The following is a 25556-nucleotide window of genomic DNA, read 5'->3' as shown; positions in this document are numbered from 1 at the left end:
GAGGTCAGGCTGCCTTTTCCTTGGCTTTACGCGGCAAGTGGGCGACGATGTTCTCGATGATGCGCATGCCGGCATTGTGGCCGAGTGTCATGATCGATTCCGGATGGAACTGCACCGCGGCGATCGGCTCCTTGCGGTGCTCGAAGGCCATGATGACGCCGTCCTCCGTCTCGGCCGTGACGATGAAATCATCGGGCAGCCGCACCGGATCGGCAAAGATCGAGTGGTAGCGGCCGACGGTGACTTCCTTGGGCAGACCGGAGAAGATGATGCCGGGCTTCGAGACGCGGATGCGCGAGGGCTTGCCATGCATGGGAATATGCAGCTGGCGCAACTCCCCGCCATAGGCCTCGGCCAGCGCCTGCAGGCCAAGACAGACGCCGAAGATCGGCAGGTCGCGGGCGCGCGCCTTCTTGATGGTGGCGGCGCAATCGAAATCCTTAGGCGTGCCCGGTCCGGGTGACAGCACGACGAGGTCGGGCTTCAGCCGCTCGAAGACTTCCTCCGGCACCGGCGTGCGCACGGTCGAGACATTGGCGCCGGTCTGGCGGAAATAGTTGGCCAGCGTGTGGACGAAGGAGTCCTCGTGATCGACGAGCAGGATGTTGACGCCGTCGCCGACACGCGCGGTGGTGCGCTCGGTGCTGGCGGAATTGCCCATCTTGGCGTCGCGGATGGCGGAGAGCATGGCGGATGCCTTCAGTTCGGTTTCAGCTTCTTCTTCCTCGGGAATGCTGTCGAACAGCAATGTGGCGCCGGCGCGCACTTCGGCAATGCCGTCCTTGATGCGGATGGTGCGCAAGGTGAGGCCGGTGTTCATGTCGCCGTTGAAGTTGACCATGCCAATCGCGCCGCCATACCAGGCGCGCGGGCTCTTCTCGTTCTGCTCGATGAAGCGCATGGCCCACAGTTTCGGCGCGCCGGTGACGGTGACCGCCCAGGCGTGCGACAGGAAGGCATCGAAGGCATCCATGCCTTCGCGCAGCCGGCCTTCGATGTGGTCCACGGTATGGATCAGGCGCGAATACATCTCGATCTGGCGCCGGCCGATGACGCGCACCGAGCCTGGCTCGCAAACCCTGGACTTGTCGTTGCGGTCGACGTCCGAGCACATGGTCAGCTCGGATTCGTCCTTCTTGGAATTGAGCAGTTTCAGAATCTGCTCGCTATCCGAAATCGCATCGTCGCCGCGCTTGATGGTGCCCGAAATCGGGCACGTCTCGACGCGGCGGCCGTTGACGCGCACGAACATTTCCGGCGAGGCGCCGATCAGATATTCGCCTTCGCCGAGATTGATGAAGAAGGAATAGGGTGAGGGGTTGATCGACTTCAGCTTGCGCGAAATCTCGGAGGGCTGTGTCTCGCAGCGCTCGTAGAACATCTGGCCGGGCACGACCTCGAACAGGTCGCCGCGCTTGAAACTATCCATCGCCTTGCGCACCAGATTGGCATATTCGCCGGGCTCGTGGTCACCGCGCGGCGGGATGCGGTCGGCGGTCTTGAACGGCTCGGCGATTTCGTCGCGCGGCAGGCCTTCGGTCGAAAAACCCTCGCCTGAATAGTCGTAGCGGTCGGTCCAGGCCTTGGCCGAATAATGATCGACGACGAGGATCTCGTCGGGCAGGAACAGGACAAGGTCGCGCTGGCTCGGCTTGCGCTCAAGCTTGTAGTCGACCGGGTCGAACTGGAAGGCAAGGTCGTAGCCGAAGGCGCCGTAAAGGCCGAGATTGGCGTCTTCCGCGGTCTTGAACAGGGCCGTGATGGCGCGCAGCACGGTAAACACCGAAGGCACGCGGCTGCGTTCCTCCTCGGTGAAGACCCTTCCGGGCTTGGCGACGTCGAGGCGGATCAGCGTCTTCGTCGTCTCTGCGATGGTGATGTCGGCAAGGCCGCCCAGCGTCTTGCCGATTACCGGCAACAGTGCCTCGCCACGACCGTTCAGCGCCTCGATGCGCATGGCGCGGCCACGTGCGGAGATGACCACCGGCGGATCGATGATGGCGGTGTCCCAGCGCGTGTAGCGGCCGGGATATTCGTAATTCGAGGAAAACACGGCGCCACGGCGCGAATTCAGGCCGTCGACGTAAGCGTCGATCGCGCCTGCATAGGGCCGGTCGTGGCGCTCGCGGGTGATGGTGATGCCACCCCCGGTCACGAAACGTTCAGCACCGTTGTCCAGAACCTGCATCGTCATTGCCGTCTCCATCAGCTTGTTGGGGCAACGGACCCGGGACTGGCTTGGAAAAAACAAATGGCCGCCCGGACTTTCCGTTGCGGCCACCCTCTCTTTTCACGCACGCGCGTTCGAACAGGCCGCTGTCAGCAGGCCCACCACCAAATGGTCTTGGTCGAACGCATGTTCATGGCGAAATCCATAGCGGCGAAAGACCGGATGCGCAACAGGTTTGAAAAGTCTGTCCGTTGGCCGCCGCTTCCCGGGCTCATGGCACATCGTCACAGGCGGCAGTCCCGACTAGGCTGGATATCCAACAACACGAAGACGGGAAAACACCAATGACCGACCAGGCCGAGCGCGCGCGGACCTTCCATTCCCTCCACGTCAAGGGTAACCCGGTCGTTCTCTACAATGCCTGGGATCCGGGTTCGGCCAGGATCGTCGAGAAGGCGGGCGCCAAGGCGATCGCCACGGGAAGCTGGCCGGTGGCGGCCGCCTTTGGCTATGCCGATGGCGAGAAGATTCCGCTGGAGCTGGCGCTCGACAACATCAAGCGCATCGTGGCAGCGGTCGACCTGCCGGTGACCATGGACCTCGAGGGCGGCTACGGGGTCGATCCGGAATTCGTTGCCCGTACGGTAACGCTGGCGTTGCGTGCCGGCGCCATCGGATTCAATTTCGAAGACCAGATTGTCGGTGGCAGCGGCCTGCACGACATTGACGTCCAGGTGACACGTATCGAAGCCGCCGCCGCTGCCGTGAAGGCTTCCGGCATCCCGGCGTTTATCAACGCCCGCACCGACATTTTCCTCAAGGCGAAGCCGGATGCGCATGACGACGAGTTGCTCGACCAGGCCATCGAGCGGGCGCAGGCCTACGAAAAGGCTGGAGCGAACGGCTTTTTCGCGCCGGGTCTTGGTGACGAGGGTCTTATCGAGACGCTCTGCAAGTCGACGAGCCTGCCGGTCAACATCATCGCGCTGGCGCATGTGCCGCCGCGCCAGCGGCTGGCCGAACTCGGCGTCGCCCGCATCAGCCACGGCCCTGTGCCGTACCGGCAGATGGCGGAATGGCTGGAGGCCAAGGCGCGGCTGGCAATCTCGGGTTAGTTCAGTCCTCCAGCGTCCCTGATCTTGCATCGGCGCTCTTCCTGTCGCCGACGAGCTTCAGCAGATCCTCGCCGGCGCGGATGATGCGGCGCGAGCGGCGGGTCAGGATGATGCCGTCCTGCGGCGCGAACACTTCCGCGCGGCCATCAGTCTCGCCTGGCGCGTGGACGATGGTGGCGAGACGATCGCCCCTGGCGACGCGGTCGCCGGGCTTCACGTCATAGAGGACAGCGCCGGCCCGGGGCGACGGCATCATGTCGATGTTTTCCAATGGGGCGACGATGCCCTTGAACGGACCGGGTGCGGGGAGCGCGCTGTCGGTGATCACGCCGCGCGCCACCAGCAGCCGGTAGAGGCCTTCGGCATCAGCGCTAGCCAGCGCGCCATCGACATCGAGGATACCGCGATATTCGACCGTGGTGGCGACGCGGCGGTCGAACTTCGCCACATCGGCGGGAACGTTCTGGTAGGGCATGATCGAGGCGCCCTCGAAGGTGCCGTCGCTGTCTTCGCTCCACAGCACCACCGCATCGATGCCCATGGCGGCGGCGCAATCGGCCATCGCCGGCCACAGGCTGGTGTGGATGTAGAGATAGGCGAGACCTTCGTCGTCGCAGTGCAGGTCGAGCACGATGTCGTGGCCGAGCGAGAGCTGTACCAGGCGGGACTTCAGGCGCTGATCGGCGCCACCGAAAGTGGTGTCGGGCAAGAGCTTGGCGTCGGGTGCGGCAAGCAGCGGAAAGGCGCGGTTGAAATTGGTGCGGGTGCCCAGGTGAAAGCGGCCCTGGTGTTCGCCGAAATGATATTGCGCGCGGCCGATCGGGTTGGCCCAGGGCACGATGGTGATGTTGCCCTTGATGCGGCCCTCGGCCGCGGCCTTGTTCAGCGCCGGCATCAACGCGTCGATGGCGACGACGCCTGGCAACTCGCCGGCGTGGAGGGCCGCCTGCAGATAGGCTGAGGGTGCCGCCTTGTCGGCGCCGGCGAAGCGGAATACCGGGAATTCGTAGGAAACGCCGTCGCTGTCACCGGCGATGCGTTCGATCGATTTCTGCATGACTTCCTCCATCAAGAGCAAGAAGACATGCCCATTTGAAAGTACTGATGTCGATTGGTCCAGCCGGTCGCGCTATGGGCGCAAGGGTGGTCTTTTGCCTTGCTGCATGTCGTTGTCCCAAAACCGCTGCGCACCCTCGATCAAGCCCGTGGACATGCTTTTGGGCGACAGGCAGTTACTCCGCGGCAGCCTGAAGCGGGACAGGTGCCCGCCGGTCCAGCGCTTGCGACAGCACCGCGACGGTGACCGCCAGCAAAGCGAGCACCGCGCCAACCAAAGGCAGGTGGGCATAGGAAACGCCGGAGGACAGGGCCACGCCGCCGATCCAGGCGCCGCTGGCATTGCCGACATTGAAGGCGCCCTGGTTCAGCGTGGCGGCAAGGTTCGGGCCATCGGAGGCCGCCTCGACGACGCGGATCTGCAGCGGCGGCACGACGACGAAGATCAGCAGTCCCCAGAGGAAGACGATGCCGATGGCGACGCTGGCAATGGCGCCGAACTGCATGAAGCCAACGAACAGCACCGCCATCAACAGCAGCGTGCCGATGACGGTCGGCATCAGCTTCCAGTCTGCCAGCCGGCCGCCGATGATGTTGCCGATGGTCATGCCGGCGCCGAACAGCAACAGCACCCAGGTGACCGCTGAAGTGGACAGGCCGGACACGTCGGTGAGGTAGGGCTTTATGTAGGTGAAGACGGCAAACAGGCTGGCCGATGCCAGCGACGCGATCAGCATCGCCAGCCAGACCTGCAGCTTGCCCAGCACCCGCAACTCGCCGCGCAGGCCGCCGCCGCTCGGCTCGGCGACATCTGACGGCACCAGCCAGGCTATTGCCGCGACCGAGATCAGACCGATGCCGACCACGGCGATGAAGGTGGCGCGCCAGCCGAAGGCTTCGCCAAGGGCTGTGCCGGCAGGAACGCCCAGAATGTTGGAAAGCGTCAGGCCGGCAAACATCAGCGCCATGGCGCTGGCGCGCTTGTTGCGCGGCACCAGACTGGCGGCGACGACCGAGCCGATGCCGAAAAAAGCGCCGTGGCCAAAGGCGGTGAAGACGCGCGCCGCCATCAGCGTCCAATAGTCTGGCGCGACGGCGCAGAACAGATTGCCGACGACGAACGAAGCGGTCAGCCCGACCAGCACAGGCTTGCGCGGCAAATGCGCGGTGGCCATGGCGACGATCGGAGCGCCGAAGACGACGCCGAGCGCATAGCCGGTGACCAGCAGCCCGGCCGACGGGATCGATACGCCGAGGTCGGCGGCGACCTCGGGCAGCAGGCCCATGATGACGAATTCGGTGGTGCCGATGCAGAAGGACGCAATGGCAAGCGCAAGGATCGGCAAAGGCATGGGGCGTCCAGACTGAATCGGTTCAATCCAGAGATTGCGCGAGGAGTTGAGCTATGCGCAATGCACATTGCTGCAATGCACCGATGCAGAAAGTCCAGAGCTCGAAAGGTCTCAGACCAGCGGCTTCAACTCCTGCGCAATCGTGGGCAGCAGTTCCGAGACGGTGGGATGGATGTGCACCGCGCGCGCCAGCGTGTCGACCGGGGCCTTGGCGTACATCAAATCGAGCACGCAATGCACCGCCTCGTCGCCACCGGGGCCAAGCACCGAACAGCCGAGGATCTCCCTGGTGTCGGCATCGACGAGGATCTTCATGAAGCCTTGCGTTTCGCCCTTTTCGACGGCGCGTCCGACGCGGGTCATCGGTCGCTGGCCGACCAGCGCGCGGCGTCCGGATTTCTTCACCGCCGCCTCGGTCATGCCGCAGCGGCCGAGCGGCGGGTCGATGTAAAGCGCGTAGGCCTCGATGCGGTCGCTGACTTTGCGCGGATCATTGTCGAGCAGGTTGGCGGCGACGATCTCGTAGTCATTGTAGGAGGTGTGGGTGAAGGCGCCCTTGCCGTTGCAGTCGCCCATCGCCCAGATACCTGGCACACTGCTGCGCAACTGGTCGTCGACGATAACGGCACCACGCTTGTCGACGGCGACGCCGGCTCTGTCGAGGCCGAGATCGTCGGTGTTGAGTGTTCGGCCGAGCGCCAGCAGCACATGAGAACCGACGGTCGGCGGCTTGCCGGACGAGAAGGTCACGGCGATATCGTTACCTTGTTTGGCGAAGCCGATGTCGTCGGCACCGACATGGACCGCTATGCCTTCGTTTTCGAGAATGGACAGGATAGTGGCCGAGACGTCCTCGTCCTCACGGCCGGTCAGGCGTGGGCTCTTCTCGATGACGGTGACGTCCGAGCCGAAACGACGAAACATCTGCGCGAATTCGAGCGAGATATAGCTGCCGCCGACGACGACGAGATGGCGCGGCAGGACATCGAGATCCATCATCGAGGAATTGGTCAGATAGTCGATGTCGTGGATGCCGGGCAGGTCCGGCACCGAGGCGCGGCCGCCGGTGTTCAGGAAGATTTTTTCGGCGGTCAGAAGCTCGTCGCCGACGCGCACCGTGTTGGCGGATTCGAAGCGCGCATGGCCGCGGTAAAGCGTGCATTTGTCCATGCCGGCGATCCAGCTTTCCAGCCCGGTGCGGGAGGCGCCCGACACTTTGTCCTTGCGCGCCTTGATCGCCTTATAATCGACGCTGACGGGGCCACTGAGCGTTACGCCATAGTCGGCGGCGCGCCGCGCCAGATGCGCGGCATAGGCGCTCGCCACCATCGTCTTGGTCGGGATGCAGCCGGTGTTGACGCAGGTGCCGCCGACCAGCTTGCGCTCGATCAGCGCCACGCTCATGCCGGCTGCGTTCAGCCTGCCGGCGAGCGGTGTGCCGGCCTGGCCGGCGCCGATGATGATGGCGTCGAAGCTTTTTGCCGTCATGCCACCGCCGCCACGATCAGCAGGCCGCCGATGATCGCCACCGCGTCCTCGATGAAGGCGGCGGGCGGATCCTTGCCGAAGGCGGCCGCCAGCCGACCGCGCGCCTCGGCACCGCCATACGTGCCGATGACCGCGCCGGTGGCGCCAGCGATCAGGCCGCCGATGGTGGCACCACCGGTGGCGCCGATCACCGCACCGCTGAAGGCGCCCAAGATGATGCGGGCGCCGAATTGCTGCGGCACTTTACGGCTTGGCGTCGACGGCAGCTGGTCGGTGACGAGCTCGACGATGGCGAGGATGGTGAAGATGCCGACAGCAGCCCAATGGCTCATGAAGCTCGCCCAGGTGCCGGCAACCGGCAGCCAGCCGAGCCAGGCGCCCCAGGCGACCGCGGCCGGCGCCGTCATGGCGCGCAGACCGGCAATGACGCCGATCAGAAGTGCAAGAAGATAGAGCATGTTGATCCCCTCGATCACCCGGCCAGGACGGCCTTGAGGCGGCAGGCTACCATAGGTCCGATATTTGACCAGTACTTGGATTGGCGCTTTTCTGCTGGCCGCAACTATGCTTTGCAATGACGTCAATTGGAGACCCCGCATGGCTGGAAGCGAGCGCGCGAAGATGGCGGCCGGCGAATGGTACACTTGCCTCGATGACGAGTTGGAGGCGTTGCGTGTCACCGCGCGCGACGCGGTGTTCGAGCACAACTCATTGCCGCCGAGGCAGCGCGGCAATCTCGGACCGGGCCTCAAGGCACTGCTTGGCAGCGTGGGCGAAGGCGCCCGCATCGAAGCGCCGTTCCACTGCGCTTATGGCTTCAACATCGTTCTTGGCGACGGCGTTTTCCTCAATGCCGGCTGCACCATTCTCGACACGGCGAGCGTGCGCATCGGCAAGGGAACGCTGCTCGGCCCCAATGTGCAGATCTACTGCGCCGAGCACCACAAGGAAGCTGCAGGGCGGCAGGCGGGACTGGAGATCGCCAGGCCGGTCGAGATCGGCGCCAATGCCTGGATCGGCGGCAGCGCCATCATCCTTGGCGGCATCAGCATCGGCGAGGGCGCCATCGTCGGCGCCGGTGCCGTGGTGACGCGCGATGTGCTTGCGAACACCACGGTGGTTGGCAATCCGGCACGTCCGGTCAAGCGCGACTGAATTCCGGGCGCAAGCGATCAAGCGTGCGCCATCCGCTCTTCCCGGTCGGCCCGCCTGGAGAATTCGCGCCGATACTGCACAGGCGATGTCCTGAGCCTTGCGGCAAAGTGCTGGCGCAGCGAGGTGGCGCTGCCGAAGCCGGCTTCGAAGGCGACGATATCCATCGATTTCTCCGTCGCTTCCAGCAGCAGTTGCGCCAGTTCGATGCGCTGGCTGGTCAGCCAATCGCCAAAACTGGTGCCGATCGATTTCTGGAAGCGGCGGGTGAAGGTGCGCCTTGTCAGGCCGGCGGCCTCGGCGACGCTGTCGAGGCTGTGCGTCTCGCCGAGTGTCGCGCGCACGGCGTCGAGGGCCTGGGTGAAGCGGTCGGCGTTGGCGCTTCTTGCCACCGGATGCTCGATGAACTGTGCCTGCCCGCCCTGCCGATGCGGGGACAGCACAATCTGGCGGGCAAGCCGCAGTGCTGCTTCCGCGCCATAGCGGGCGCGCACGATGTGGAGACAGCAGTCCAGCCCGGCGGCGACGCCGGCCGAGGTCACGACATCGCCATTATCGACATAGAGCACCGTGGCATCCACAGCGATGTCGGGATGAAGTTTCTGCAGCCGCTCGGAATAGGCCCAGTGCGTCGCGGCACGGCGTCCCGAAAGCAGCCCGGCAGCGGCGACGGCAAAGGTCCCGAGACACAGGCCGACGATCAACGCGCCGCGCCGGTGCGCCTGGCGCAGCGCCGCCACCAGCAGCGGCGACGGCGGCTCGTCGAGATGATGCCAGCTTGGGACAATGACGATGTCGGCGCCGTCGAGCCCTTCGAGCCCATGCGGCGCCGCAACCGTTAGCCCGGCTTCGGTATGGACGGGGCCGGCCTTAAGCGCACAGATGCGGAACTCGAAGCGCGGCAGGCCGAGCTTCGTCCTGTCCTCCCCAAACACCAGGCATGGCACGGAGAGATGAAATGGGCTGATGCCGTCGAAGGCGAGAACAGCGATGATCTGATCAGTCATGGGAGCTTCCTGCAGGCGAATACGGATTGTCCCAATTCTTTCGAATGATGTCAATCGGGCCACTTTTGGCTGCTCACCGACCGGCCTATCTTCGGCCCATCGCATTCAAGCCGGAAAGGAAACACCATGTCTGACCCAGCCAACACCCCACCGCGCCGCGCGTTGATCGTCGTCGATGTCCAGAACGACTATGATGGCGGCAATCTGGCCATCCAGCATCCGCCGTTCCGCGACAGCGTCGTCAATGTGGCACGGGCCATGGACGCCGCGGCGGCCGCCGGCATCAAGGTCGTGGTGGTCAAGCAGATGGCGCCCGAGACGTCGCCGATCTTCGCCAAGGGCAGTCACGGCGGCGAGTTGCATCCGGAGATCGCCAGGCGCAATCGCGACCACTATGTCGAGAAGATGCTGCCCTCGGCCTTCACCGGCACCGATCTCGAGGCGTGGCTGCGCGCCAATTCCATCGATACGCTTACGGTGGTCGGCTACATGACGCACAATTGTGACCTGTCGACCATCATCCATGCCGTGCATATGGGCTTTGCCGTCGAGTTCCTGTCGGATGCGACCGGCTCGGTGCCTTATGCCAACAGCGCCGGCTATGCCTCGGCCGAGGAGATCCACCGCGTGGTGACGATCATCCTGCAGTCACGCTTTGCGGCCGTGCTCAAGACCGCCGAATGGGTCGAGTGCCTGAAGACCGGCGCCTTGCCGGAGCGCGACACGATCTACGCCTCCAACCAGCGGGCGCTGGCGCGCAGCGCTGCGTAATATCCCTGGAAACAGAAAGGGCGCCGCATCGCTACGGCGCCCTTTCTGTTTGGAATTGAAGGATTTTAGAACAGGCCTTCGATCTGGCCCATTTCGTTGAGGAAGATCTTCTCCGAGGACGGTGCCTTGGGCAGGCCGGGCATGGTCATGACCTCGCCGCAGATGATGACGACGAAGCCCGCACCCGCCGAAAGCCTGACCTCGCGCACCGGCACGGTGTGGCCGGTTGGCGCGCCGCGCAGGTTCGGATCGGTCGAGAAAGAATACTGCGTCTTGGCCATGCACACCGGCAGGTGGCCGTAGCCGGCCTGCTCCCAGGCGTGCAACTGGTCGCGCACCGACTTGTCGGCGATCGCTTCCGAGCCGCGATAGATGCGCTGGACGATGGTGTTGATCTTCTCGAACAGCGGCATCGCGTCGGGATAAAGCGGCGCGAACTGCGAGGCGCCGGATTCGGCTAGCGCCACCACCTTGTTGGCAAGCTCCTCGATGCCGGCCGAGCCCTTGGCCCAATGCTTGCACAGGATCGCCTCTTCGCCCATCGAGGCGACATAGTCCTTCATCGCCTGGATTTCGGCGTCGGTGTCGGAATAGAAGTGGTTGATGGCAACCACCGCCGGCACGCCGAACTGGCGGATGTTTTCGATGTGGCGGCCGAGATTGGCGCAACCCTTTTTCACCGCCTCGATGTTTTCCTTGCCGAGATCTTCCTTCTTGACGCCGCCATTCATCTTCATGGCGCGCACGGTGGCGACGATGACGGCGGCCGCCGGCTTGAGGCCTGCCTTGCGGCACTTGATGTCGAAGAACTTTTCAGCACCGAGGTCGGCGCCGAAGCCGGCTTCGGTGACGACATAGTCGGCGAGCTTCAGCGCCGTCGTGGTGGCGACGACCGAGTTACAGCCATGGGCGATGTTGGCGAACGGGCCGCCATGGACAAAGGCCGGGTTGTTCTCCAGCGTCTGCACCAGATTGGGCTGCATGGCGTCCTTCAAGAGCACGGCCATGGCGCCGTCGGCCTTGAGGTCGCGGGCGTAGACCGGCGACTTGTCGCGGCGGTAGGCAACGATGATGTCGCCGAGGCGCTTTTCCAGATCCTTGAGGTCGGTCGACAGGCACAGGATCGCCATGACTTCGGAAGCGACGGTAATGTCGAAGCCGCCCTCACGCGGAAAGCCGTTGGCGACGCCGCCGAGCGAACAGATCATCTCGCGCAGCGCCCGGTCGTTCATGTCCATGACGCGGCGCCAGACAACGCGGCGGGTGTCGATGCCGAGCTCATTGCCCCAGTAGATGTGGTTGTCGATCAGCGCCGAAAGCAGATTGTGCGCGGTGGTGATCGCGTGGAAGTCGCCGGTGAAGTGGAGGTTCATGTCCTCCATCGGCACGACCTGTGCATAGCCGCCGCCGGCGGCACCGCCCTTGACGCCGAAATTCGGACCGAGCGAGGCTTCGCGGATGCAGACGATCGCCTTCTTGCCGATGCGGTTGAGGCCGTCGCCGAGGCCGACGGTGGTGGTGGTCTTGCCTTCGCCGGCCGGGGTCGGGTTGATGGCGGTGACCAGGATCAGCTTGCCGTCCTTGTTGCCTTTCACCGATTTGATGAATTCGGCGGAGATCTTGGCCTTGTCGTGGCCGTAGGGCAGCAGATGTTCGGTTGGAATGCCGATCTTCTGGCCGATCTCCTGGATCTGCTTTTTCTTGGCGGCGCGCGCGATCTCGATGTCGGACTTCACTTCGGCCATGACGGCTTTCCTCTGGATTGGACGGTGGAGGGGACGGGGTTGATCTCACTCGCAAGCAGGTTGGAACCGGGCGCGCGGGCATGTTCTAACCCTGTCGCTGCCGTGGCGTCAACTTCCATGCAACTATGTTTCCTATAGAGAAAATTCTTTTGCGGCCGGCCGACCTGTCCTCGGTTCTTTCTGGCTCCGCTTGCCGCGCCGTATAGAAGCCAGAGCAAGGGCGCTTCCGCCGTCTCAAAACAGCCGCACAATGCACGGAATGCGACAGAGGCGACGACGCAAATCCGCCATCGCCTGGGCCGAAGCCCAAAGGGTTACTGCGTCAGCACGTTGCTGATTTCGACCATGTTGGAGCGCACGCGCAGGATGTAGAAGCCCATCGTCGTCAGATGCGTCGGCAGCAGCCAGCCATCCTCGCGGCCATTGGCGATGATGAAGGGCTGAATGCGCAGCGCCGAGACGAATTGCGCGTCCATCGTATCCCACAGGCTCTGCAGGTGCTTTTCCTTGATGACGTCCTCGAAATCGGCCTGGGCACCCTTCATCAGGCCGTAATAGGCATAGAGCTGGCCGTAGGCGAACCAGTAGCGGTCGTCGGCGCGGGTGTCGAACCAGCCATTGTTGTGGTTTTCGGCACGCTCCTTGAGGATGGCCGAGGTCGAGCCGATGTCCGACGCGATACGGTCGATATACTGCTTCAGATTGTCGGCGCGGGCATCGAAAGTGGCCTGGCAGGTGGCCAGCCGTGCGTTGAACGAGCGCAGCTTGCGCACCGCGTCACGATAATAGCTCGGCGTCGGCGTCTTCGGACCGAACGGGCTGACGCCGAAATACCAGGTGTATTCGTCGAACTGCAGATTGCCGCGCGCATCCTGCAGGTCAGCGTCGATTTGCGAAGTCGTGCGCACGCGGCCGAGATTGTCGGCAAGCTCGGTCGCCGTGCGCCGCACCGCTTGGTTGATGCCGCGCTGGAACGAGGCCTTGTTGTCCATCCATGGTGTATCGTCCCAGTCGATGCCGAACAGGCCGACCTTGTAGAGGATCATCGACGAGACCCAGGCATTCTGGTTGACGTTGAAATCGGTCAGGTCTGCTGCCACCTGGGCGATGCCCGAGTTGCCGCAAGTCTTGGCCGTATCGGTGCCCGCACCGGCGGCCACCTGCTCGCCGGCGGAGATATTGCGCTTCTCGAACGTGTAGGTGTCGGGATAGTTCGGGTTGAAATTGTTCCACCACTGGGTGGCATAGAAGAAGTTGGCGTAGAGGCCGATCAGCACCAGCAGAGCCAGTCCGACCACGGCCTTGAGGATCCAGCCGCGCTGCGTGTACCAGCGGCCGGCCCATAGGAACGGCCACAGGATGACGCCGATCAAAAGGCCGATGCCGCGGCCGATCCCTTGGAAAATCCGGGTGAAGAAGTTCACGATCGGATCGAGCATGGCTGTGTCATCCCCTCAAAGCATGATGCCAAAAAGTTGCAGACTTTCTGGATAAAATCATGCGCCAAACAATAAGTTAGAACGAAATGACGGTTCATTTCGTTCTAGTCAGTCAGGCCGTAGAGGCGTGTGCGAAACGCCACCTTGTCCTTCAAATATGTGGTTTTCAGAACGTCCACAACATGCGATCGCCAGGCGTCGCTGAAGCCGTCATAATCCTTGTAGAAGCCGTCCTTGTTGAAGATGTAGCGCGAGACGAAGTCCGACGGCACGAAATCCGAGATCAGCCGGTTGGTCAGCCAGGCGTCGGGATGGTCCGGCTTGGCGCGGATCACCAGGAAGCGCTGCTGCGGGAAAACATCGTCGATCTTGAGGTGGCCGAGCTGGGCGATCTCGCGCTTGGCGGCGTTGAGGAAGGGGAAATTGCCGTCCTTGGTGATCAGGTCGGCATGGCTCTGGATCCAGGTCTGCAGCCAGACCTTGTCGACATCGGTCAGATTGCGGTCCGGCTCGGCGTCACGGATCAGCGCGCGCACCACCATCTCGGCCCGGTGTTCGAGATAACCCGAGGCTTCGACCCAGGAGGCACGCGGCAATTCGATGCGGCCGGTGGAGGCCAGGAACTTGAACACCTTGTCTGCGTCGTTGATCGAGAGGTAGCTGACCTGCCATGGCCGCGAGCGGCGGAAGCCAGGGGCCGACGGATCGCTGATCACCGTCGTCATGTCGGGGTCGACGAACACGTAGAGCCCGCCGAAATGGCTGGTCCAGTAGGCGTTGTGACGGAAGATCACCTGGTCGGGCACCAGCGCATTTTCGCGGATATCGCCGCAGATTTTCGCCAGCTCCACCATGCGGGTCAGCATGGCATTGTCGCGCCAGGCGTCGGGTTCCTGCTTCAGCCGGTCGACAAGTTTGCCGAGTTCGGCGGCCTTGCCCAGCACATCCTCCGCCGACAGCACCTTGAACTCGACCTGGTTGATCGACAGCAGGTCCTCGATGTCGTTGACCTTGGGAACGGAATCCTCGATCTCGCCGTAGATGACGTCCTTGATGGTCAGCGCGTCGATGGCGCGCTGGTTCTTGGACATGAACTCGAACATCAGCAGCGAGGTGTTGGAAAAGGCGGTGTGCACCACCGGCAGGTCGATCTGCGACGGCGTCAGGATGATGAAGCGGCGGTTGACCTCGTCAGGGTCGAGGTAGTCCGGGTCGCCGCATTCGTCGGCGATCTCGGGCGAGAAACCGGTGCGGTCTATCTGGAAACTTTTCAGCTTGGTGGGCTTCTTGCCGAACGCGGCCAGCGCCTTGTTGTAGCGATCGATCAGATGCGGCTCGTCGACGGTCAGCAGCCGGCCATAGATGAGTTCGTTGTCGCGCAGAAGGTCGGGTTTCTTGGCTGCGTGCGGCGCGTCTTCCACCGTCGACGAAGGTCTACGCATTCCAATTGCCCTTCTTCTTCATCTCCTCCATCTCGCGCGCCGCCCGTTCCCGCAGCCGTGCGTCGCGCAGAAGCTTCTCCACCGCGGCATCGTCGGATTTGTCGGAATAGCGGAACTCCGAGTCGGCGTAGCGGTTGATCTCCTGCATGACCATGTCCATCGAAAACGGCCCGCGCAGTTCCTCGATCATGGCTTTCTTCTCGTCATAGCCCTTGTGCATGAAGGCTTCGGGTTTCTCGAACCAGTCGTCGGGAAGCTCGATGTCCATGGCCCGCATCTTGATGGCGTCGGTGACGTTCTTGATGGCGCGGCCGGTGAAGCGGGGTTCGGCATCCTTGATCAGGTGCAGATAGGTGCCGATATCGGCCATGGTCTTGGGCGCGCCATTCTCCTTCATGTAGCGCTCGTAGACCTTCATCAGCCCGTCCTCTTGCGGCTTCTCATGCTCCTCATAGGCCTCGGTCACGGCGCTCTGGATCTCCTGCGCGGCGTAGAGTTCGTGCTTGCCCAGAGGGATCTCGTGGTTCTTGCCGGCCAGCAGCACGAAGATGTCGATATAGTCGTCGCGGGTCTGCGGTCCGTCGACCAGCCAGCGAGCGCCGGCACGCTGGCGCAGCGCGTCGTCGACATTTTCGGGATAGTTGGAGAACATGCCGAACGAGCAGTTGCCGCGCACCACGGTTGATGCGCCGGCGAAGGCATCCATCAAGACGCCGGTGATCTCCTGCTGGCCGGCCGAGGCGCGGTCGTCGGAACGTCTAGCGGCCACCTGGTCGATGTCGTCGATGGTGCCGAAGCCGATGACGCGGGGATTGAGCACATTGTTGATGAACTGGCGGCAGTTCTGGCCCGACTTGCCCTGATAGGACGAGATCTGGTCGACGCCGAAATTCTCATAGGCGAAGGGATAGCCGGCGACCTGGCAATAGCCGTTGACGAGGCCGGCGATCATCTGGATCAGCGTCGTCTTGCCGGTGCCGGGCGCGCCGTCGCCGATGAAGGTGAACAGGAAGCCGCCGAGTTCGACGAAGGGGTTCAGCTCGCGCTCGAAATCATACGCCATCAGCATCTTGGCGAGCTTGACCGACTGGTATTTGGCGATGTGGTTGCCGACGACCTCTTCCGGCTTCTTGAAGGTCATCACCAGCGGCTTGGAGCGCTTGCCCGGCGCGACGTCGAAGCCATCGAGGGTGAAATCGTCGGCATCGATGCGGATATGGGCGTTCTCGAACGGGCCGATGCCGTCGAAGCGGCCTTTTCTGGCCAACAGCCCGTCGATGGCGACGCGGGCGAAAGCGCGTGCCCGCGTGCCTAAGTCGGCATCGTCCTTCGAGCCCGCTATTGCCTTGTCGAGGCCGGCGAGGATCGACTTCACCGCGTCCTGCGGCGTGTCGAAGAGAAAGTCCGGCTCGGGGATGTCGTTGGGCGCCTCGCCATCGCTGTCGATCAGCTGGAACAGATAGGAAGCGAGGCTGAAAGCCGAAATGTAGGCCGAGGCCGACAGGAGTTTCTTGAAGGCGGAGGCTTCGTCGCCTTCGAGCGGGGCGCGGGTGTTTTTCGCCTGCAGGCTTTCGAGGTCGGAGCCTTCGGCAAAGACATCCGATACGGCGAGTGCAATCGCCGTGCCGCGCCGGGCGCGGAACAAAAGCGTATGCTGCGGTATGGTGAGCAACTGGTCGTCGGGATGGACGGCGCCGACGGTCTTCGTCAACTCGACCTCGCGGGTGCGGCGCACCGAGCCGACCGAGACGGTGGAGACGAAGCGGCGGTTGGTGCCGGCCAAGGCCGTGCCCGATTCGCGTGAGGGATCCTCCAGCACGACGATGCGGGTGATAAAACTCTGCGCGGTGGCGCGGTGCTTCTCGATCGCTGCTTCCGGGATGGTGGTCAGGCCGGTGTCCATGAAGTGTGCTCCGTGGTGTTACGGTCAGACGTCTGAAATGACCTGCCCGTTGGACAGGATGTGGACCTTGTAGCCGGCAAAGATCTTCTGTGCCTCGCCGGCGGCGTAGAGCGCCTGATAGGCCTCGTGCGGGATCAGCGCGTGGTTCTCGTAGCTCGACACGCCCTGGCGCGCGGCTTCCAGATCATCGGTGTTGATGAAGAATTCCTGCGTCGTCTTTTCGCTGGAAAACAGTCCCTTGCGGCCGGGCTTTTCGCCCTTGGAATAGACCTCCTGGATGGTCCAGGTCAGCAGCCAGGCGTTTTCCGGCTTGCGCACCTTGGCCAGCACCTCGGTCACAGTCGAATTGTTGTCGGTAATGCCGGCCGAATAGAAAGGGCCGAGCACGACGCGGCGCAGCTGCTTGGGATGCAGCGGTTCGAAATCCTTGTCGAGGTTGACGGCGATGGTCGCCGGCGACAGCGTGTAGGCGGAGTTCTTCTCGGTGAAATCGTCGAAGCGGTGGGCAAGCTCGGGATTGAGCAGACCGTCGACCGGCAGCGGGATGTCGACCTTGTCGTTGAGCTTGCCGTTGCTGTCGACGAGCTGGCGGATCATGCTTTCCGAGGAATCCTCCACCGTCACCATGTAGACCAGGGGCAGGTTGGCACTGCCGTCGAAGGTCGCCCAATGGACGAGATAATAGGGCCGCGCCGTCTTCGGATTGACCGAGACCTTGGCTGTCTGCGCCAGCGTGAACGGCCCGAAAGTCTGCTCGCTCTTGACGTCCTCGAGATAGAGCCGCTCGGCCATCGACTTCTGCAGCGCCTCGGGGAATTCCTTGTGGCGCAGGATGAAGTCGGCCATCTCCTCGCGCAACTCGCCGGCCAGCGGGATGTTGGCAAGTCGCGCGTCGGCCTGGCGGCGGTCGTTTTCCAGTTCGAGCAGGTTCTGGAACACCGGGAAGCCGCTTTCGGCGCGCGAAATGCGGAACGTGTCCATGAAGCCCAGCCGGTTGCGCCAGCAGGAGAAGGACTTGTCGAGCCGGGCGATGTACTCGGCAACGATCTTGGCGACGATGCCGTGCCGGTAGAGCGGCGAGCGGTCGTCGCGCATGAACACTTCAAGGCCGCTGAGCGCGGCCGTGATTGCCGAGAAATACCGCGCCGCCGCGTCGTTTTCGGGGGTCATGCTGTCAGCCCTGGGATTGTCGCACCGGTGCGCGCGGCAATTATGACTGCACGTAGTTGGCCGAATTGTGCTTCTTCAGCACCTCGTCGAAGCGGCGGGCGAAGGCATCGTCGGCCAGCTTCTTGCGGCGCTGGATATCGGCGCTGGCGACCATGTTCTTCTCGTGCATCTCGAGCAGGTCGCCGATGTGCTTTTGCGAAGCCGCACCAATGCCGGCCATGGTTTCTTCCGCCGTGTTGTCGACCTGGCTGCCCAGCGTGTTGATCTTGTGGGCGACGTCCTGCTGGGCTGCGGTCTTCAGCGAATCTTCCAGCGCTTTGTAGAGCACGATGCGCTGCTCGGTATCGATGGTCAGCTTGTTGATCAGCGTCGACTGCGCGGCGATCTGGTTGTTCAGCGAATCGACGAAGGTCTGGAACATCGAGGTGTAGCGCTCCAGCGTCTGGCTTTCGGCCAGCAGTTCCTGTTCCTTGGCCTGCTTCTCGTTGTATTCGGTGGCGAGCTGGGAGCGTTCGCCTTCGAGCTGTGTGCGGTCCTTCTGGTTCGTCGAGGCGGCGATCTTGTTCTCGATGTCGAGCAACATCGGGTTGAGTTCCTCGATGCGCTTCTGCACGGCTTCAAGGTTGGACATGGTGGTCTTGCGGCGCTCGATGACCTGCGACAGGCTGGCCTCGGAGGTCTTGTAGCGCTGGTCGAGAACCTCTTTCTGCGCCTTGAGGATGCCGACGATGGTGTCGGACTTGGCCAGCAGTTCCTGCAGATTGCCGGCCAGCGACATGTTGCGGACGCGGTCGGTGCGCATGCGCTGCTTGCGCTGCGCCGAAAAGATGCCGACGAAATTTTCCCAGCCGGAATAGTTCTTCATGCTCTCGAACTCGGCGCCGAAGACATTGGTGGCGTCCTCAAGGCCGATGATCAGGTCGGCGATGTTGCCTTCCATCACCTTCTGCTGCTTCAGCACATCCTCGATGCGGGCGTTCTCGATGTCGAAATTGGCGTCGCCGATCTTCTTGTCCGCGGTGGCAAGCGTGTCGAGCACGGTGCCGGACTGCTCGATCTTGGTGCGCATGTCCTGGACGACCTGCTTGGTCTTGGCAATTTCGGCATCGAAATTCTGCAATGTCGCCATAGGGGCCTCCCGCTTCGGCTTCCGATCGCTGGTTGCGAACAGCGGCGAATATATGTGGGGCATCCGGGGATTGAAAGACGTGAAGATAGAGGCGGCGTGAAAACAAAAGAATCCGCCAAGGCCTTGAAAGACAATGAAGGTGGGGTCATGGCGTGATTAGCCAGCCGGCTTGGTTTAGTTCAACTGTCATTGAACTTTCATGCCGGCAAAGCAACCGGTTCCCGTCGACGCGGAGATGCTGAATTCGGCAGGAAATTGAACCCGTTGCAGGCAAAGCCAGCGCCGTCATGCGGCGCACTGGCGCTCACTCAGGGCTTCGGATCGGCCTTCAGATAAGCGATGACATTGGCGATATCGTCGTCATTGGTCAGGCCGCCAAAAGCCATTTTGTTGCCGGGAACCTTGAGCTTGGGAGCCCTGAGATATTCGGCAAGATTTGCCTCGTCCCAGACGAGACCGGCCGCGCCCGCAGCCTTCATTGCCTCTGAATAATGGCCAAGGAAGCTCTCGGCCGTACCGGCGGTGCGGCCGACGACACCCTGCAGATGCGGGCCGACCTTGTCGCGGTCGCTGGCTGCTTCATGGCAGGCGATGCAGCGGTTGAAGACGTGCTTGCCCTGCGCGGGGTCGCCGCCGGCATGTGCGGCAATGGAGGTGGCAAGGAGAAGAAGGGCGGCTGAGGAAACGGCTCGAAGCATGGCTGACCCCGGAGAGCTCTGGCTGACGGCCTTATAGGACCGAGCCCTTAACAAACGCTGCATCGTGGCGGATTGGCAAGGCCTGGACGATGATCTCAGGCCTGCTGCGCGAGGTCGCGGCGCAGGAAGTCATGCAGCCGATCGACGGCCGGTGTCGTCGACACCGGGTTGCGCAAAATGCCGATTTCGAGATCCGGCAGCACGGGAAGCCCTTCATTGCCGCCGATGATGCGCAGCGATGGCGGCACGCTGCGCTGAGCGAGACCTGCGACCGCGAGCCCAGCCTGCACGACCGCGATCAGGCCAAGCAGCGAGGCGCTGGAATAGGTGCAGCGGTAGGACCGGTCGGCTTCGCCAAGTGCCTGCAGGACGTTCATCCTGGCGGCGCAGCCGGGCTCGAACAGCGCGACGGGCAAGGGATCGGTCTGCCACGCGACATGGTTTGGCGAGGCGACCCAGACGAAACGTTCCAGCCGGATCACCTCGAGCGCCTGCTCCGGCAAACGGGTGACGATCGCCAGATCGAGCCGCCCTTCCGCCAGGGTTTTCACCAGCGCGGTCGATTGTTCGCAGATCAATTCCACCGTCACCAGCGGATGATCCTGGGCGAAGCGCGACAGGACCGGCGGCAGCAGGAAGGCCGCATAGTCGTCCGGTACGCCAAGGCGCACGCTGCCCGTCTCCTTCGGGCGGGTGACGCTCGCCCAGGCCTCATCCGACAGCTTCAACAGCCGGCGTGCATAGATGAGAAAATCCTCGCCGATGGCGTTGGGGGTAACGGTTCTCGGTCCTCGCACCAGAAGCTGGTTGCCGACCATCTCCTCCAGCCGCTGCATCTGCATGCTGACCGCCGACTGGCTGCGGCCGACCCGGGGTGCCGCATTGGACAAGCTGCCGCTCTCGACGACGGCGACGAAGGTTTTCAGCAAATTGAGGTCAAGTGGAGCAGCCATGGTGCTATCAGCATATCGAATAGCTAGGTCCAAATCTATTCGCTTGTTTGAAAGCTATCCTGCTGGCCAGATGGGTCTCGTCGTCTGAGGATCGTCGATGAAGGACCTGCCCACCTCCCGTTTTCCGGCCGCGAGTCTGGCCTTTGCGATGACGATCGCCGGCACGGTTGGCGCCTTCGTGACGGAAGCGGGGCTTCATCCCGTGACGATCGTGTTCTGGCGCTGCGTCTTCGGCGCCATGTTCCTCGGCGCATGGTGCTTTCTGCGCGGCTATCTGCCGGACCGCACCCTGTCCCCGACCCGCCTCGCGCTGGCCGCACTTGCCGGCGCCTGCATGGTGCTGAGCTGGACGGCCTTCTTCGCCGGCTTCGCCATGACGTCGATCGCCACGACGACGATCGTCTATCACGTCCAGCCCTTCTTCGTGGTCATCATCGGGGTGGTCTTCCTCAAGGAGCGCATCTCGCTCGACCAGATTCTGTGGATGCTTGGCGCGTTCCTTGGCGTCGTGCTGGCCAGCGGGCTGGTGGTTTCGCCTGCTCATGCGCAGGCCAGCACGACATGGGCGCTGGGCATCGCGCTGACGCTGGTTGCCGCGCTGCTCTATGCGGTGGCGACGATCCTCGCCAAAGGCCTGGGCCAGCAGCGCGCGGAGGTCACGGTGCTTTGCCAGACCATCGTCGGGATTGTCATGCTCGCGCCTTTCGCCGGGATCGGCCAGCCTGTTCCCGCGCATTCATGGGGCTGGCTGATCAGCATCGGCGTGCTGCACACCGGCATTGCCTATGTGCTGATGAACTCGGCCTTTCCGCGCCTGACAACGCCGGTGATCGGCATCATCACCTTCATCTATCCGGTCGTTGCCATTATCATCGACTGGGCGGTCTACGGGCATCCGCTCGGGCCGGCACAGGCCGCCGGCATGGTGCTGATCGCCGTGGCGACGCTCGGCGTCCGGCTGGGATGGCGGTTTTCGCGTCGGCGTGTCTCGGCGGCCGGACGCGAATCGCGAGTCAGGATTTCATGAAGCCGATGAAATCGTCGGGCGCGGCGCGGCCCATTTCTTCCTCCCAGTGACGGCGGCAGAGCGAGACATAGACATCCTTGCCGATCGCCACCTGTTCGCCCTGGCGGGCCACCTTGCCATCGGCGCCAAGGCGCACGACCATCGTTGCCTTGCGGCCGCAGCGGCAGATGGTGCGCACCTCGCGCAAATCGTCTGATATCGCCAGCAGCGCACGCGAGCCGGAAAACAGCTTGCCCTGGAAATCGGTGCGCAGGCCGTAGCACATCACCGGGATGTTCAGCCGATCGGCGATGCGGGCCAATTGCCAGACCTGCTCTTCCTCGAGAAACTGCGCCTCGTCGACGAAGACACAATGCACCGTCGTATGGTCGTGATGTTCGGCGACGCGGGCGAACAAATCGTCGCCGTCGCGGAACATCTCGGCCTCGGTCTCCAGCCCGATGCGCGATGAGATCAGGCCGCTGTCGCCCTTGCGGTAGTGGCCGGCGACGAACAGCATCGTCGTCATGCCGCGCTCGCGATAATTATACGACGCCTGCAAGAGCATCGTCGTCTTGCCGGCATTCATCGTTGCGTAGTGGAAATAGAGCTTGGCCATGCCGCTCTTTTAAGCCGACTTGCCTCCGCGCGGGGAGGGCCCGTCACCGCATTCCCCCGAAAAAGCAGCCTTGCATAACAAAAGCGTCAACCGTGTCGCTGATTGGCCAGTCCGCGCCGTTGATCGTGATTGCCTTAACGCTTGAATCCACACCAGAATGGTGTTTGGCTGACGAAACAAGGCGGGCAGAGAAACCGTAACTACGCTTCGCCAAAGAATCACAATGGGAGACTAACTATGTCGCGTATGAATTCCTTCGCCGCCGGCCTCGGCCTGGCGGCTTTGTTGTCCACGAGCGCCGCCTTCGCTGGTGACGCCGCAAGCTGCAAGACCGTGCGTCTTTCCGATGTCGGCTGGACCGACATCCAGGCCACCACCGGTGTTGCCTCGGTGCTGCTCACCGCGCTCGGCTACGAGCCGAAGGTGATCCAGCTGTCGGTGCCGGTGACCATGGCGTCGCTGAAGAACAAGGATCTTGACGTCTTCCTCGGCAACTGGATGCCGTCGATGACCAACGACATCAAGGATTATACCGCCGATGGCTCGGTCGAGACCATCAGCACGAACCTCACCGGCGCCGGCTACGGCATCGTCGTGCCAACCTATGTCGCGGATGCCGGCGTCAAGTCGCTGACCGACCTTGGCAAGTTCAAGGACAAGTTCAACGGCAAGATCTACGGCATCGAGGCCGGCAATGACGGCAACCGCATCATCCTCGACATGATCAAGAATCCCGCCGACAAGCTCGACGGCTTCGAGCTGGTCGAATCCTCGGAGGCCGGCATGCTGACGCAGGCCGAGCAGTCGATGAAGAACAATGAGTGGATCGCCTTCCTCGGCTGGACGCCGCATCCGGTGATGGGTGCGATGAAGATCACCTATCTCGACGGCATGGGCGACAGCGGCTTCGGCGCTGCCACCGTGTTCACCAATGTGCGTAAGGGCTACACCACCGAATGCCCGAATGCCGGCAAGCTGATCGCCAATTTGAAGTTCAATCTGGATATGGAAGGCCAGATGATGGACGCGATCCTCAAGGGCGGCGATGCCACCACGGTGGCGACCGATTGGCTGAAGAAAAATCCGGGCGCGGTAGCCCCCTGGATCGCCGGCGTGACCACCTTTGACGGTGGCGACGCGGCAGCGGCCATCAAGACCGCTCTCGGAAGCTGAGCCGACTGAATTCGGCAAGGCCGAACCAGGAAGGGCAGCCATCTTAGAAAAGGCTGCCCTTTTTCATATCCTGTGACAAGATGACGTTGCGCGAGCCGAGAGCAGGGCGGCTCCTGGACGAAGAGGGGTGAAATGGATCCGATTTCGCAATTCATGGTCGATCACAAGATCCCGATAGGGGCCTGGGGAAAGGCGTTCTTCGGCTTCCTGACCGACAATTTCGACACCATCTTCAGGGCCTTCTCCAATGGCCTCAATTTCCTTCTCGACGGGCTGGTCAACATCCTGCTGATGGTGCCACCGGTGCTGCTGGCGCTGGTCATCGCTGTTATCGCCTGGCTGCTGCAACGCTCACGGCCGCTGGCCATCGGCGTCTTCCTCGGCCTGATCTTCATCATCAACCAGAACCTGTGGAAGCAGACGGTGCAGACGCTGGTGCTGGTCGTCGCCGCAGCCGCCATGGCGATGGCCATCGGTGTGCCGCTCGGTATCTGGGCGGCGCACAAGCCGAAGGTCTACCGGATCATGTTGCCGGTGCTCGATTTGATGCAGACGCTGCCGACCTTCGTCTATCTGATCCCGGTGCTGACGCTGTTCGGACTGGGCAATGCGCCCGGCCTGATCGTCACCATCATCTTCGTCATTCCGACTGCGGTCAGGCTCACCCATCTCGGCGTCGTTTCGGTGCCGAAGTCGATCGTCGAGGCCGGCGAGGCCTTCGGCGCCACCAAGAGCCAACTGCTGTGGAAAGTCGAATTGCCCTCGGCGCTGCCGACCATCATGGCCGGCCTGACGCAGTCGATCATGTTGTCGCTGTCGATGGTGGTGTTTGCAGCGCTGATTGGCGCCGGCGGCCTCGGCACCGAAATCAACCGGGCGCTTGGCTCGCGCCGCATCGACCTCGGGCTTGAGGCGGGCCTCGCCATCGTCGTACTCGCCATCGTGCTCGACCGGATGACCCGCATTGCCGTTGGAGGCAAGAAATGACCGTCGCCGTTGATTTCAGGAATGTCGATATCGTCTTCGGCGCCGATCAGGCTGGATCGCTGGCGATGATCGACAAGGGTGCCACGCGCGCCGAAATTCTCGAGAAAACCGGCAATGTGCTGGGTTGTGCAGGCGCCAGCCTGACCGTCAACGAGGGCGAGATTTCCGTGCTGATGGGCCTGTCCGGTTCGGGCAAGTCGACGCTGCTTCGGGCGGTCAATCGGCTGAACGTGGTGTCGCGCGGCCAGGTGCTGGTCAAGGACGGCGACAAGACCGTCGACGTCGTCACCTGCGACGAGGCGACCTTGCGGCGGCTGCGGCAGAAGCAGGTGGCGATGGTGTTCCAGCAGTTCGGCCTGCTGCCGTGGCGCACGGTGGAGGAAAATGTCGGCCTCGGCCTCGAACTCGCCGGCGTACCGGAAGCCGAGCGCAAGGAACGCGTGCACCGCCAGCTCAAGCTGGTCAATCTCGACCAATGGTCGAAGAAATATGCCCACGAGCTTTCGGGCGGCATGCAGCAGCGTGTCGGCCTGGCGCGGGCGTTCGCCACCGAGGCGCCGATCCTGTTGATGGACGAGCCATTCTCTGCGCTCGATCCGCTGATCCGCACCAAGCTGCAGGATGAATTGCTGCAGCTGCAGGCCGAACTGAAGAAGACCATCATCTTCGTCAGCCACGATCTGGAAGAGGCGCTGAAGATCGGCAGCCACATCACCATCATGGAGGGCGGCCGTATCGTCCAGACCGGCGCGCCGGAAGACATCGTGCTGCGCCCCGCCAACGATTACGTCCGCGATTTCATCGCCAATGTGAACCCGCTGTCGGTGCTGACCGCCTGGAACGTCATGCGCGACCGCCGCGACCTCGAACATGGCGACAATGGCTGGGTGTGGCTCGACCGGCGCAAGACGACGCGCTTCAAGATCGACGAGCATGGGCTGGTGGCAGCGGCCGAACGCGACGGCAAGCCGGCGGTGTGGGTCTCCTGCGCCGATGTCGAGGCCCAGCCGGAGGAAACAGCGCAAGTGTTCTGGGCCAATCCCGGCACCTCGCTGAAAACCGTGATGCTCGCCATGCACCGCTCGCAGACGGCGCCCGTCGCGCTGTTCGACGACCAGTCGCGCTTCGTCGGCGCCATCGGCATCAGGGATGTGCTGAGCGCGGTACTGAGAAGGTAAAGC

Annotated in this window: 22 protein-coding genes; 7 read left to right on the top strand and 15 right to left on the bottom strand. The window is 63.0% G+C overall.

From position 1 onward, the window contains the following. Window positions 1-4: 4 nt before the first annotated feature. Window positions 5-2194, bottom strand: coding sequence for an anthranilate synthase (locus AC1D05_RS23715; protein WP_477444170.1), 2190 nt, complete (start codon window positions 2192-2194; stop codon window positions 5-7). Window positions 2195-2514: 320 nt separating this feature from the next. Here AC1D05_RS23715 and AC1D05_RS23710 point away from each other — a divergent pair, with 320 nt between their 5' ends. Next, window positions 2515-3285 (top strand): isocitrate lyase/PEP mutase family protein, encoded by a 771-nt coding sequence (locus AC1D05_RS23710; RefSeq protein WP_477444169.1) that lies wholly within the window; start codon window positions 2515-2517, stop codon window positions 3283-3285. 1 nt (window position 3286) lies between these two features. On the opposite strand, the gene AC1D05_RS23705 is transcribed toward AC1D05_RS23710, so the two are convergent. From AC1D05_RS23705 to AC1D05_RS23690, 4 genes are all read right to left on the bottom strand, one after another. Further along, entirely contained in the window at window positions 3287-4342 is a 1056-nt protein-coding gene (locus AC1D05_RS23705; RefSeq protein WP_477444168.1) for a peptidase M14, read from the bottom strand. 175 nt (window positions 4343-4517) lie between these two features. After that, entirely contained in the window at window positions 4518-5693 is a 1176-nt protein-coding gene (locus tag AC1D05_RS23700; RefSeq protein ID WP_477444167.1) for an MFS transporter, read from the bottom strand. A gap of 111 nt (window positions 5694-5804) precedes the next feature. Then, a complete protein-coding gene (locus AC1D05_RS23695) occupies window positions 5805-7181 on the bottom strand; it encodes an FAD-containing oxidoreductase (protein ID WP_477444166.1) in 1377 nt (458 codons plus the stop codon). Further along, window positions 7178-7639 carry a DUF4126 domain-containing protein gene (locus tag AC1D05_RS23690; RefSeq protein WP_477444165.1) on the bottom strand — a complete coding sequence of 154 codons (462 nt, stop codon included), beginning with the start codon at window positions 7637-7639 and terminating at the stop codon, window positions 7178-7180. The genes AC1D05_RS23695 and AC1D05_RS23690 overlap by 4 nt, the downstream gene beginning before the upstream one ends. A 139-nt stretch (window positions 7640-7778) precedes the next feature. On the opposite strand from AC1D05_RS23690, the gene AC1D05_RS23685 reads away from it, so the two are divergent. Beyond that, window positions 7779-8336 carry a sugar O-acetyltransferase gene (locus AC1D05_RS23685; protein WP_477444164.1) on the top strand — a complete coding sequence of 186 codons (558 nt, stop codon included), beginning with the start codon at window positions 7779-7781 and terminating at the stop codon, window positions 8334-8336. Window positions 8337-8353: 17 nt separating this feature from the next. Here the strand turns inward: AC1D05_RS23685 and AC1D05_RS23680 are convergent, their stop codons facing one another. Then, window positions 8354-9340 carry a GlxA family transcriptional regulator gene (locus AC1D05_RS23680; RefSeq protein WP_477444163.1) on the bottom strand — a complete coding sequence of 329 codons (987 nt, stop codon included), beginning with the start codon at window positions 9338-9340 and terminating at the stop codon, window positions 8354-8356. A gap of 126 nt (window positions 9341-9466) precedes the next feature. Between AC1D05_RS23680 and AC1D05_RS23675 the strand changes: the two genes are divergently transcribed. After that, window positions 9467-10111 (top strand): cysteine hydrolase family protein, encoded by a 645-nt coding sequence (locus AC1D05_RS23675; RefSeq protein ID WP_477444162.1) that lies wholly within the window; start codon window positions 9467-9469, stop codon window positions 10109-10111. Between the two features lie 65 nt (window positions 10112-10176). Here the strand turns inward: AC1D05_RS23675 and AC1D05_RS23670 are convergent, their stop codons facing one another. From AC1D05_RS23670 to AC1D05_RS23635, 8 genes are all read right to left on the bottom strand, one after another. Continuing rightward, window positions 10177-11856 carry a formate--tetrahydrofolate ligase gene (locus AC1D05_RS23670; RefSeq protein ID WP_477444161.1) on the bottom strand — a complete coding sequence of 560 codons (1680 nt, stop codon included), beginning with the start codon at window positions 11854-11856 and terminating at the stop codon, window positions 10177-10179. A gap of 314 nt (window positions 11857-12170) precedes the next feature. Continuing rightward, on the bottom strand, window positions 12171-13295 hold the full coding sequence (locus AC1D05_RS23665) for a DUF2333 family protein (protein WP_477444160.1): 1125 nt from the start codon (window positions 13293-13295) through the stop codon (window positions 12171-12173). A gap of 104 nt (window positions 13296-13399) precedes the next feature. Next, window positions 13400-14737: a DUF6638 family protein gene (locus tag AC1D05_RS23660; protein ID WP_477444159.1), complete on the bottom strand. Its 1338-nt coding sequence runs from the start codon at window positions 14735-14737 to the stop codon at window positions 13400-13402. Beyond that, on the bottom strand, window positions 14730-16640 hold the full coding sequence (locus tag AC1D05_RS23655; RefSeq protein ID WP_477444158.1) for an AAA family ATPase: 1911 nt from the start codon (window positions 16638-16640) through the stop codon (window positions 14730-14732). The genes AC1D05_RS23660 and AC1D05_RS23655 overlap by 8 nt, the downstream gene beginning before the upstream one ends. Window positions 16641-16664: 24 nt before the next feature. Continuing rightward, entirely contained in the window at window positions 16665-17810 is a 1146-nt protein-coding gene (locus AC1D05_RS23650; protein WP_477444157.1) for a hypothetical protein, read from the bottom strand. Window positions 17811-17850: 40 nt separating this feature from the next. Continuing rightward, complete coding sequence (locus AC1D05_RS23645; protein WP_477444156.1) at window positions 17851-18939, bottom strand: hypothetical protein; 1089 nt, start codon at window positions 18937-18939, stop codon at window positions 17851-17853. A 308-nt stretch (window positions 18940-19247) separates the two neighbouring features. Next, entirely contained in the window at window positions 19248-19637 is a 390-nt protein-coding gene (locus tag AC1D05_RS23640; protein ID WP_477444155.1) for a c-type cytochrome, read from the bottom strand. Between the two features lie 95 nt (window positions 19638-19732). Further along, window positions 19733-20590: a LysR substrate-binding domain-containing protein gene (locus tag AC1D05_RS23635; protein WP_477444154.1), complete on the bottom strand. Its 858-nt coding sequence runs from the start codon at window positions 20588-20590 to the stop codon at window positions 19733-19735. Window positions 20591-20687: 97 nt separating this feature from the next. Here AC1D05_RS23635 and AC1D05_RS23630 point away from each other — a divergent pair, with 97 nt between their 5' ends. Continuing rightward, window positions 20688-21617, top strand: coding sequence for a DMT family transporter (locus tag AC1D05_RS23630; RefSeq protein ID WP_477444153.1), 930 nt, complete (start codon window positions 20688-20690; stop codon window positions 21615-21617). Here AC1D05_RS23630 and AC1D05_RS23625 read toward each other — a convergent pair. Beyond that, complete coding sequence (locus tag AC1D05_RS23625; protein WP_477444152.1) at window positions 21604-22215, bottom strand: thymidine kinase; 612 nt, start codon at window positions 22213-22215, stop codon at window positions 21604-21606. The two genes, AC1D05_RS23630 and AC1D05_RS23625, sit on opposite strands and share 14 nt — an antisense overlap. A 237-nt stretch (window positions 22216-22452) precedes the next feature. Here AC1D05_RS23625 and AC1D05_RS23620 point away from each other — a divergent pair, with 237 nt between their 5' ends. From AC1D05_RS23620 to choV, 3 genes are all read left to right on the top strand, one after another. Then, window positions 22453-23388: a choline ABC transporter substrate-binding protein gene (locus tag AC1D05_RS23620; RefSeq protein WP_477219810.1), complete on the top strand. Its 936-nt coding sequence runs from the start codon at window positions 22453-22455 to the stop codon at window positions 23386-23388. 132 nt (window positions 23389-23520) lie between these two features. Continuing rightward, entirely contained in the window at window positions 23521-24375 is an 855-nt protein-coding gene (choW, locus tag AC1D05_RS23615; RefSeq protein ID WP_477444151.1) for a choline ABC transporter permease subunit, read from the top strand. After that, window positions 24372-25553 carry a choline ABC transporter ATP-binding protein gene (choV, locus tag AC1D05_RS23610; protein WP_477444150.1) on the top strand — a complete coding sequence of 394 codons (1182 nt, stop codon included), beginning with the start codon at window positions 24372-24374 and terminating at the stop codon, window positions 25551-25553. The genes choW and choV overlap by 4 nt, the downstream gene beginning before the upstream one ends. The last annotated feature ends 3 nt before the right edge of the window (window positions 25554-25556 follow it).

The sequence above is a fragment of the Mesorhizobium sp. P2_E9 genome (assembly GCF_056403815.1).
This window is presented reverse-complemented; position numbering and strand designations above follow the sequence as displayed.

Bases quoted from the DNA above. Each gene is read 5' to 3' on its own strand.
- AC1D05_RS23690 (WP_477444165.1), bottom strand. From the start codon at position 7,639: ATGCTCTATCTTCTTGCACTTCTGATCGGCGTCATTGCCGGTCTGCGC.
- AC1D05_RS23715 (WP_477444170.1), bottom strand. From the start codon at position 2,194: ATGACGATGCAGGTTCTGGACAACGGTGCTGAACGTTTCGTGACCGGG.
- choW (WP_477444151.1), top strand. From the start codon at position 23,521: ATGGATCCGATTTCGCAATTCATGGTCGATCACAAGATCCCGATAGGG.
- AC1D05_RS23625 (WP_477444152.1), bottom strand. From the start codon at position 22,215: ATGGCCAAGCTCTATTTCCACTACGCAACGATGAATGCCGGCAAGACG.
- AC1D05_RS23665 (WP_477444160.1), bottom strand. From the start codon at position 13,295: ATGCTCGATCCGATCGTGAACTTCTTCACCCGGATTTTCCAAGGGATC.
- AC1D05_RS23700 (WP_477444167.1), bottom strand. From the start codon at position 5,693: ATGCCTTTGCCGATCCTTGCGCTTGCCATTGCGTCCTTCTGCATCGGC.
- AC1D05_RS23705 (WP_477444168.1), bottom strand. From the start codon at position 4,342: ATGCAGAAATCGATCGAACGCATCGCCGGTGACAGCGACGGCGTTTCC.
- AC1D05_RS23675 (WP_477444162.1), top strand. From the start codon at position 9,467: ATGTCTGACCCAGCCAACACCCCACCGCGCCGCGCGTTGATCGTCGTC.
- AC1D05_RS23620 (WP_477219810.1), top strand. From the start codon at position 22,453: ATGTCGCGTATGAATTCCTTCGCCGCCGGCCTCGGCCTGGCGGCTTTG.
- AC1D05_RS23645 (WP_477444156.1), bottom strand. From the start codon at position 18,939: ATGGCGACATTGCAGAATTTCGATGCCGAAATTGCCAAGACCAAGCAG.
- AC1D05_RS23630 (WP_477444153.1), top strand. From the start codon at position 20,688: ATGAAGGACCTGCCCACCTCCCGTTTTCCGGCCGCGAGTCTGGCCTTT.
- AC1D05_RS23670 (WP_477444161.1), bottom strand. From the start codon at position 11,856: ATGGCCGAAGTGAAGTCCGACATCGAGATCGCGCGCGCCGCCAAGAAA.
- AC1D05_RS23680 (WP_477444163.1), bottom strand. From the start codon at position 9,340: ATGACTGATCAGATCATCGCTGTTCTCGCCTTCGACGGCATCAGCCCA.
- AC1D05_RS23655 (WP_477444158.1), bottom strand. From the start codon at position 16,640: ATGGACACCGGCCTGACCACCATCCCGGAAGCAGCGATCGAGAAGCAC.
- AC1D05_RS23660 (WP_477444159.1), bottom strand. From the start codon at position 14,737: ATGCGTAGACCTTCGTCGACGGTGGAAGACGCGCCGCACGCAGCCAAG.
- AC1D05_RS23710 (WP_477444169.1), top strand. From the start codon at position 2,515: ATGACCGACCAGGCCGAGCGCGCGCGGACCTTCCATTCCCTCCACGTC.
- AC1D05_RS23695 (WP_477444166.1), bottom strand. From the start codon at position 7,181: ATGACGGCAAAAAGCTTCGACGCCATCATCATCGGCGCCGGCCAGGCC.
- AC1D05_RS23685 (WP_477444164.1), top strand. From the start codon at position 7,779: ATGGCTGGAAGCGAGCGCGCGAAGATGGCGGCCGGCGAATGGTACACT.
- AC1D05_RS23640 (WP_477444155.1), bottom strand. From the start codon at position 19,637: ATGCTTCGAGCCGTTTCCTCAGCCGCCCTTCTTCTCCTTGCCACCTCC.
- choV (WP_477444150.1), top strand. From the start codon at position 24,372: ATGACCGTCGCCGTTGATTTCAGGAATGTCGATATCGTCTTCGGCGCC.
- AC1D05_RS23650 (WP_477444157.1), bottom strand. From the start codon at position 17,810: ATGACCCCCGAAAACGACGCGGCGGCGCGGTATTTCTCGGCAATCACG.
- AC1D05_RS23635 (WP_477444154.1), bottom strand. From the start codon at position 20,590: ATGGCTGCTCCACTTGACCTCAATTTGCTGAAAACCTTCGTCGCCGTC.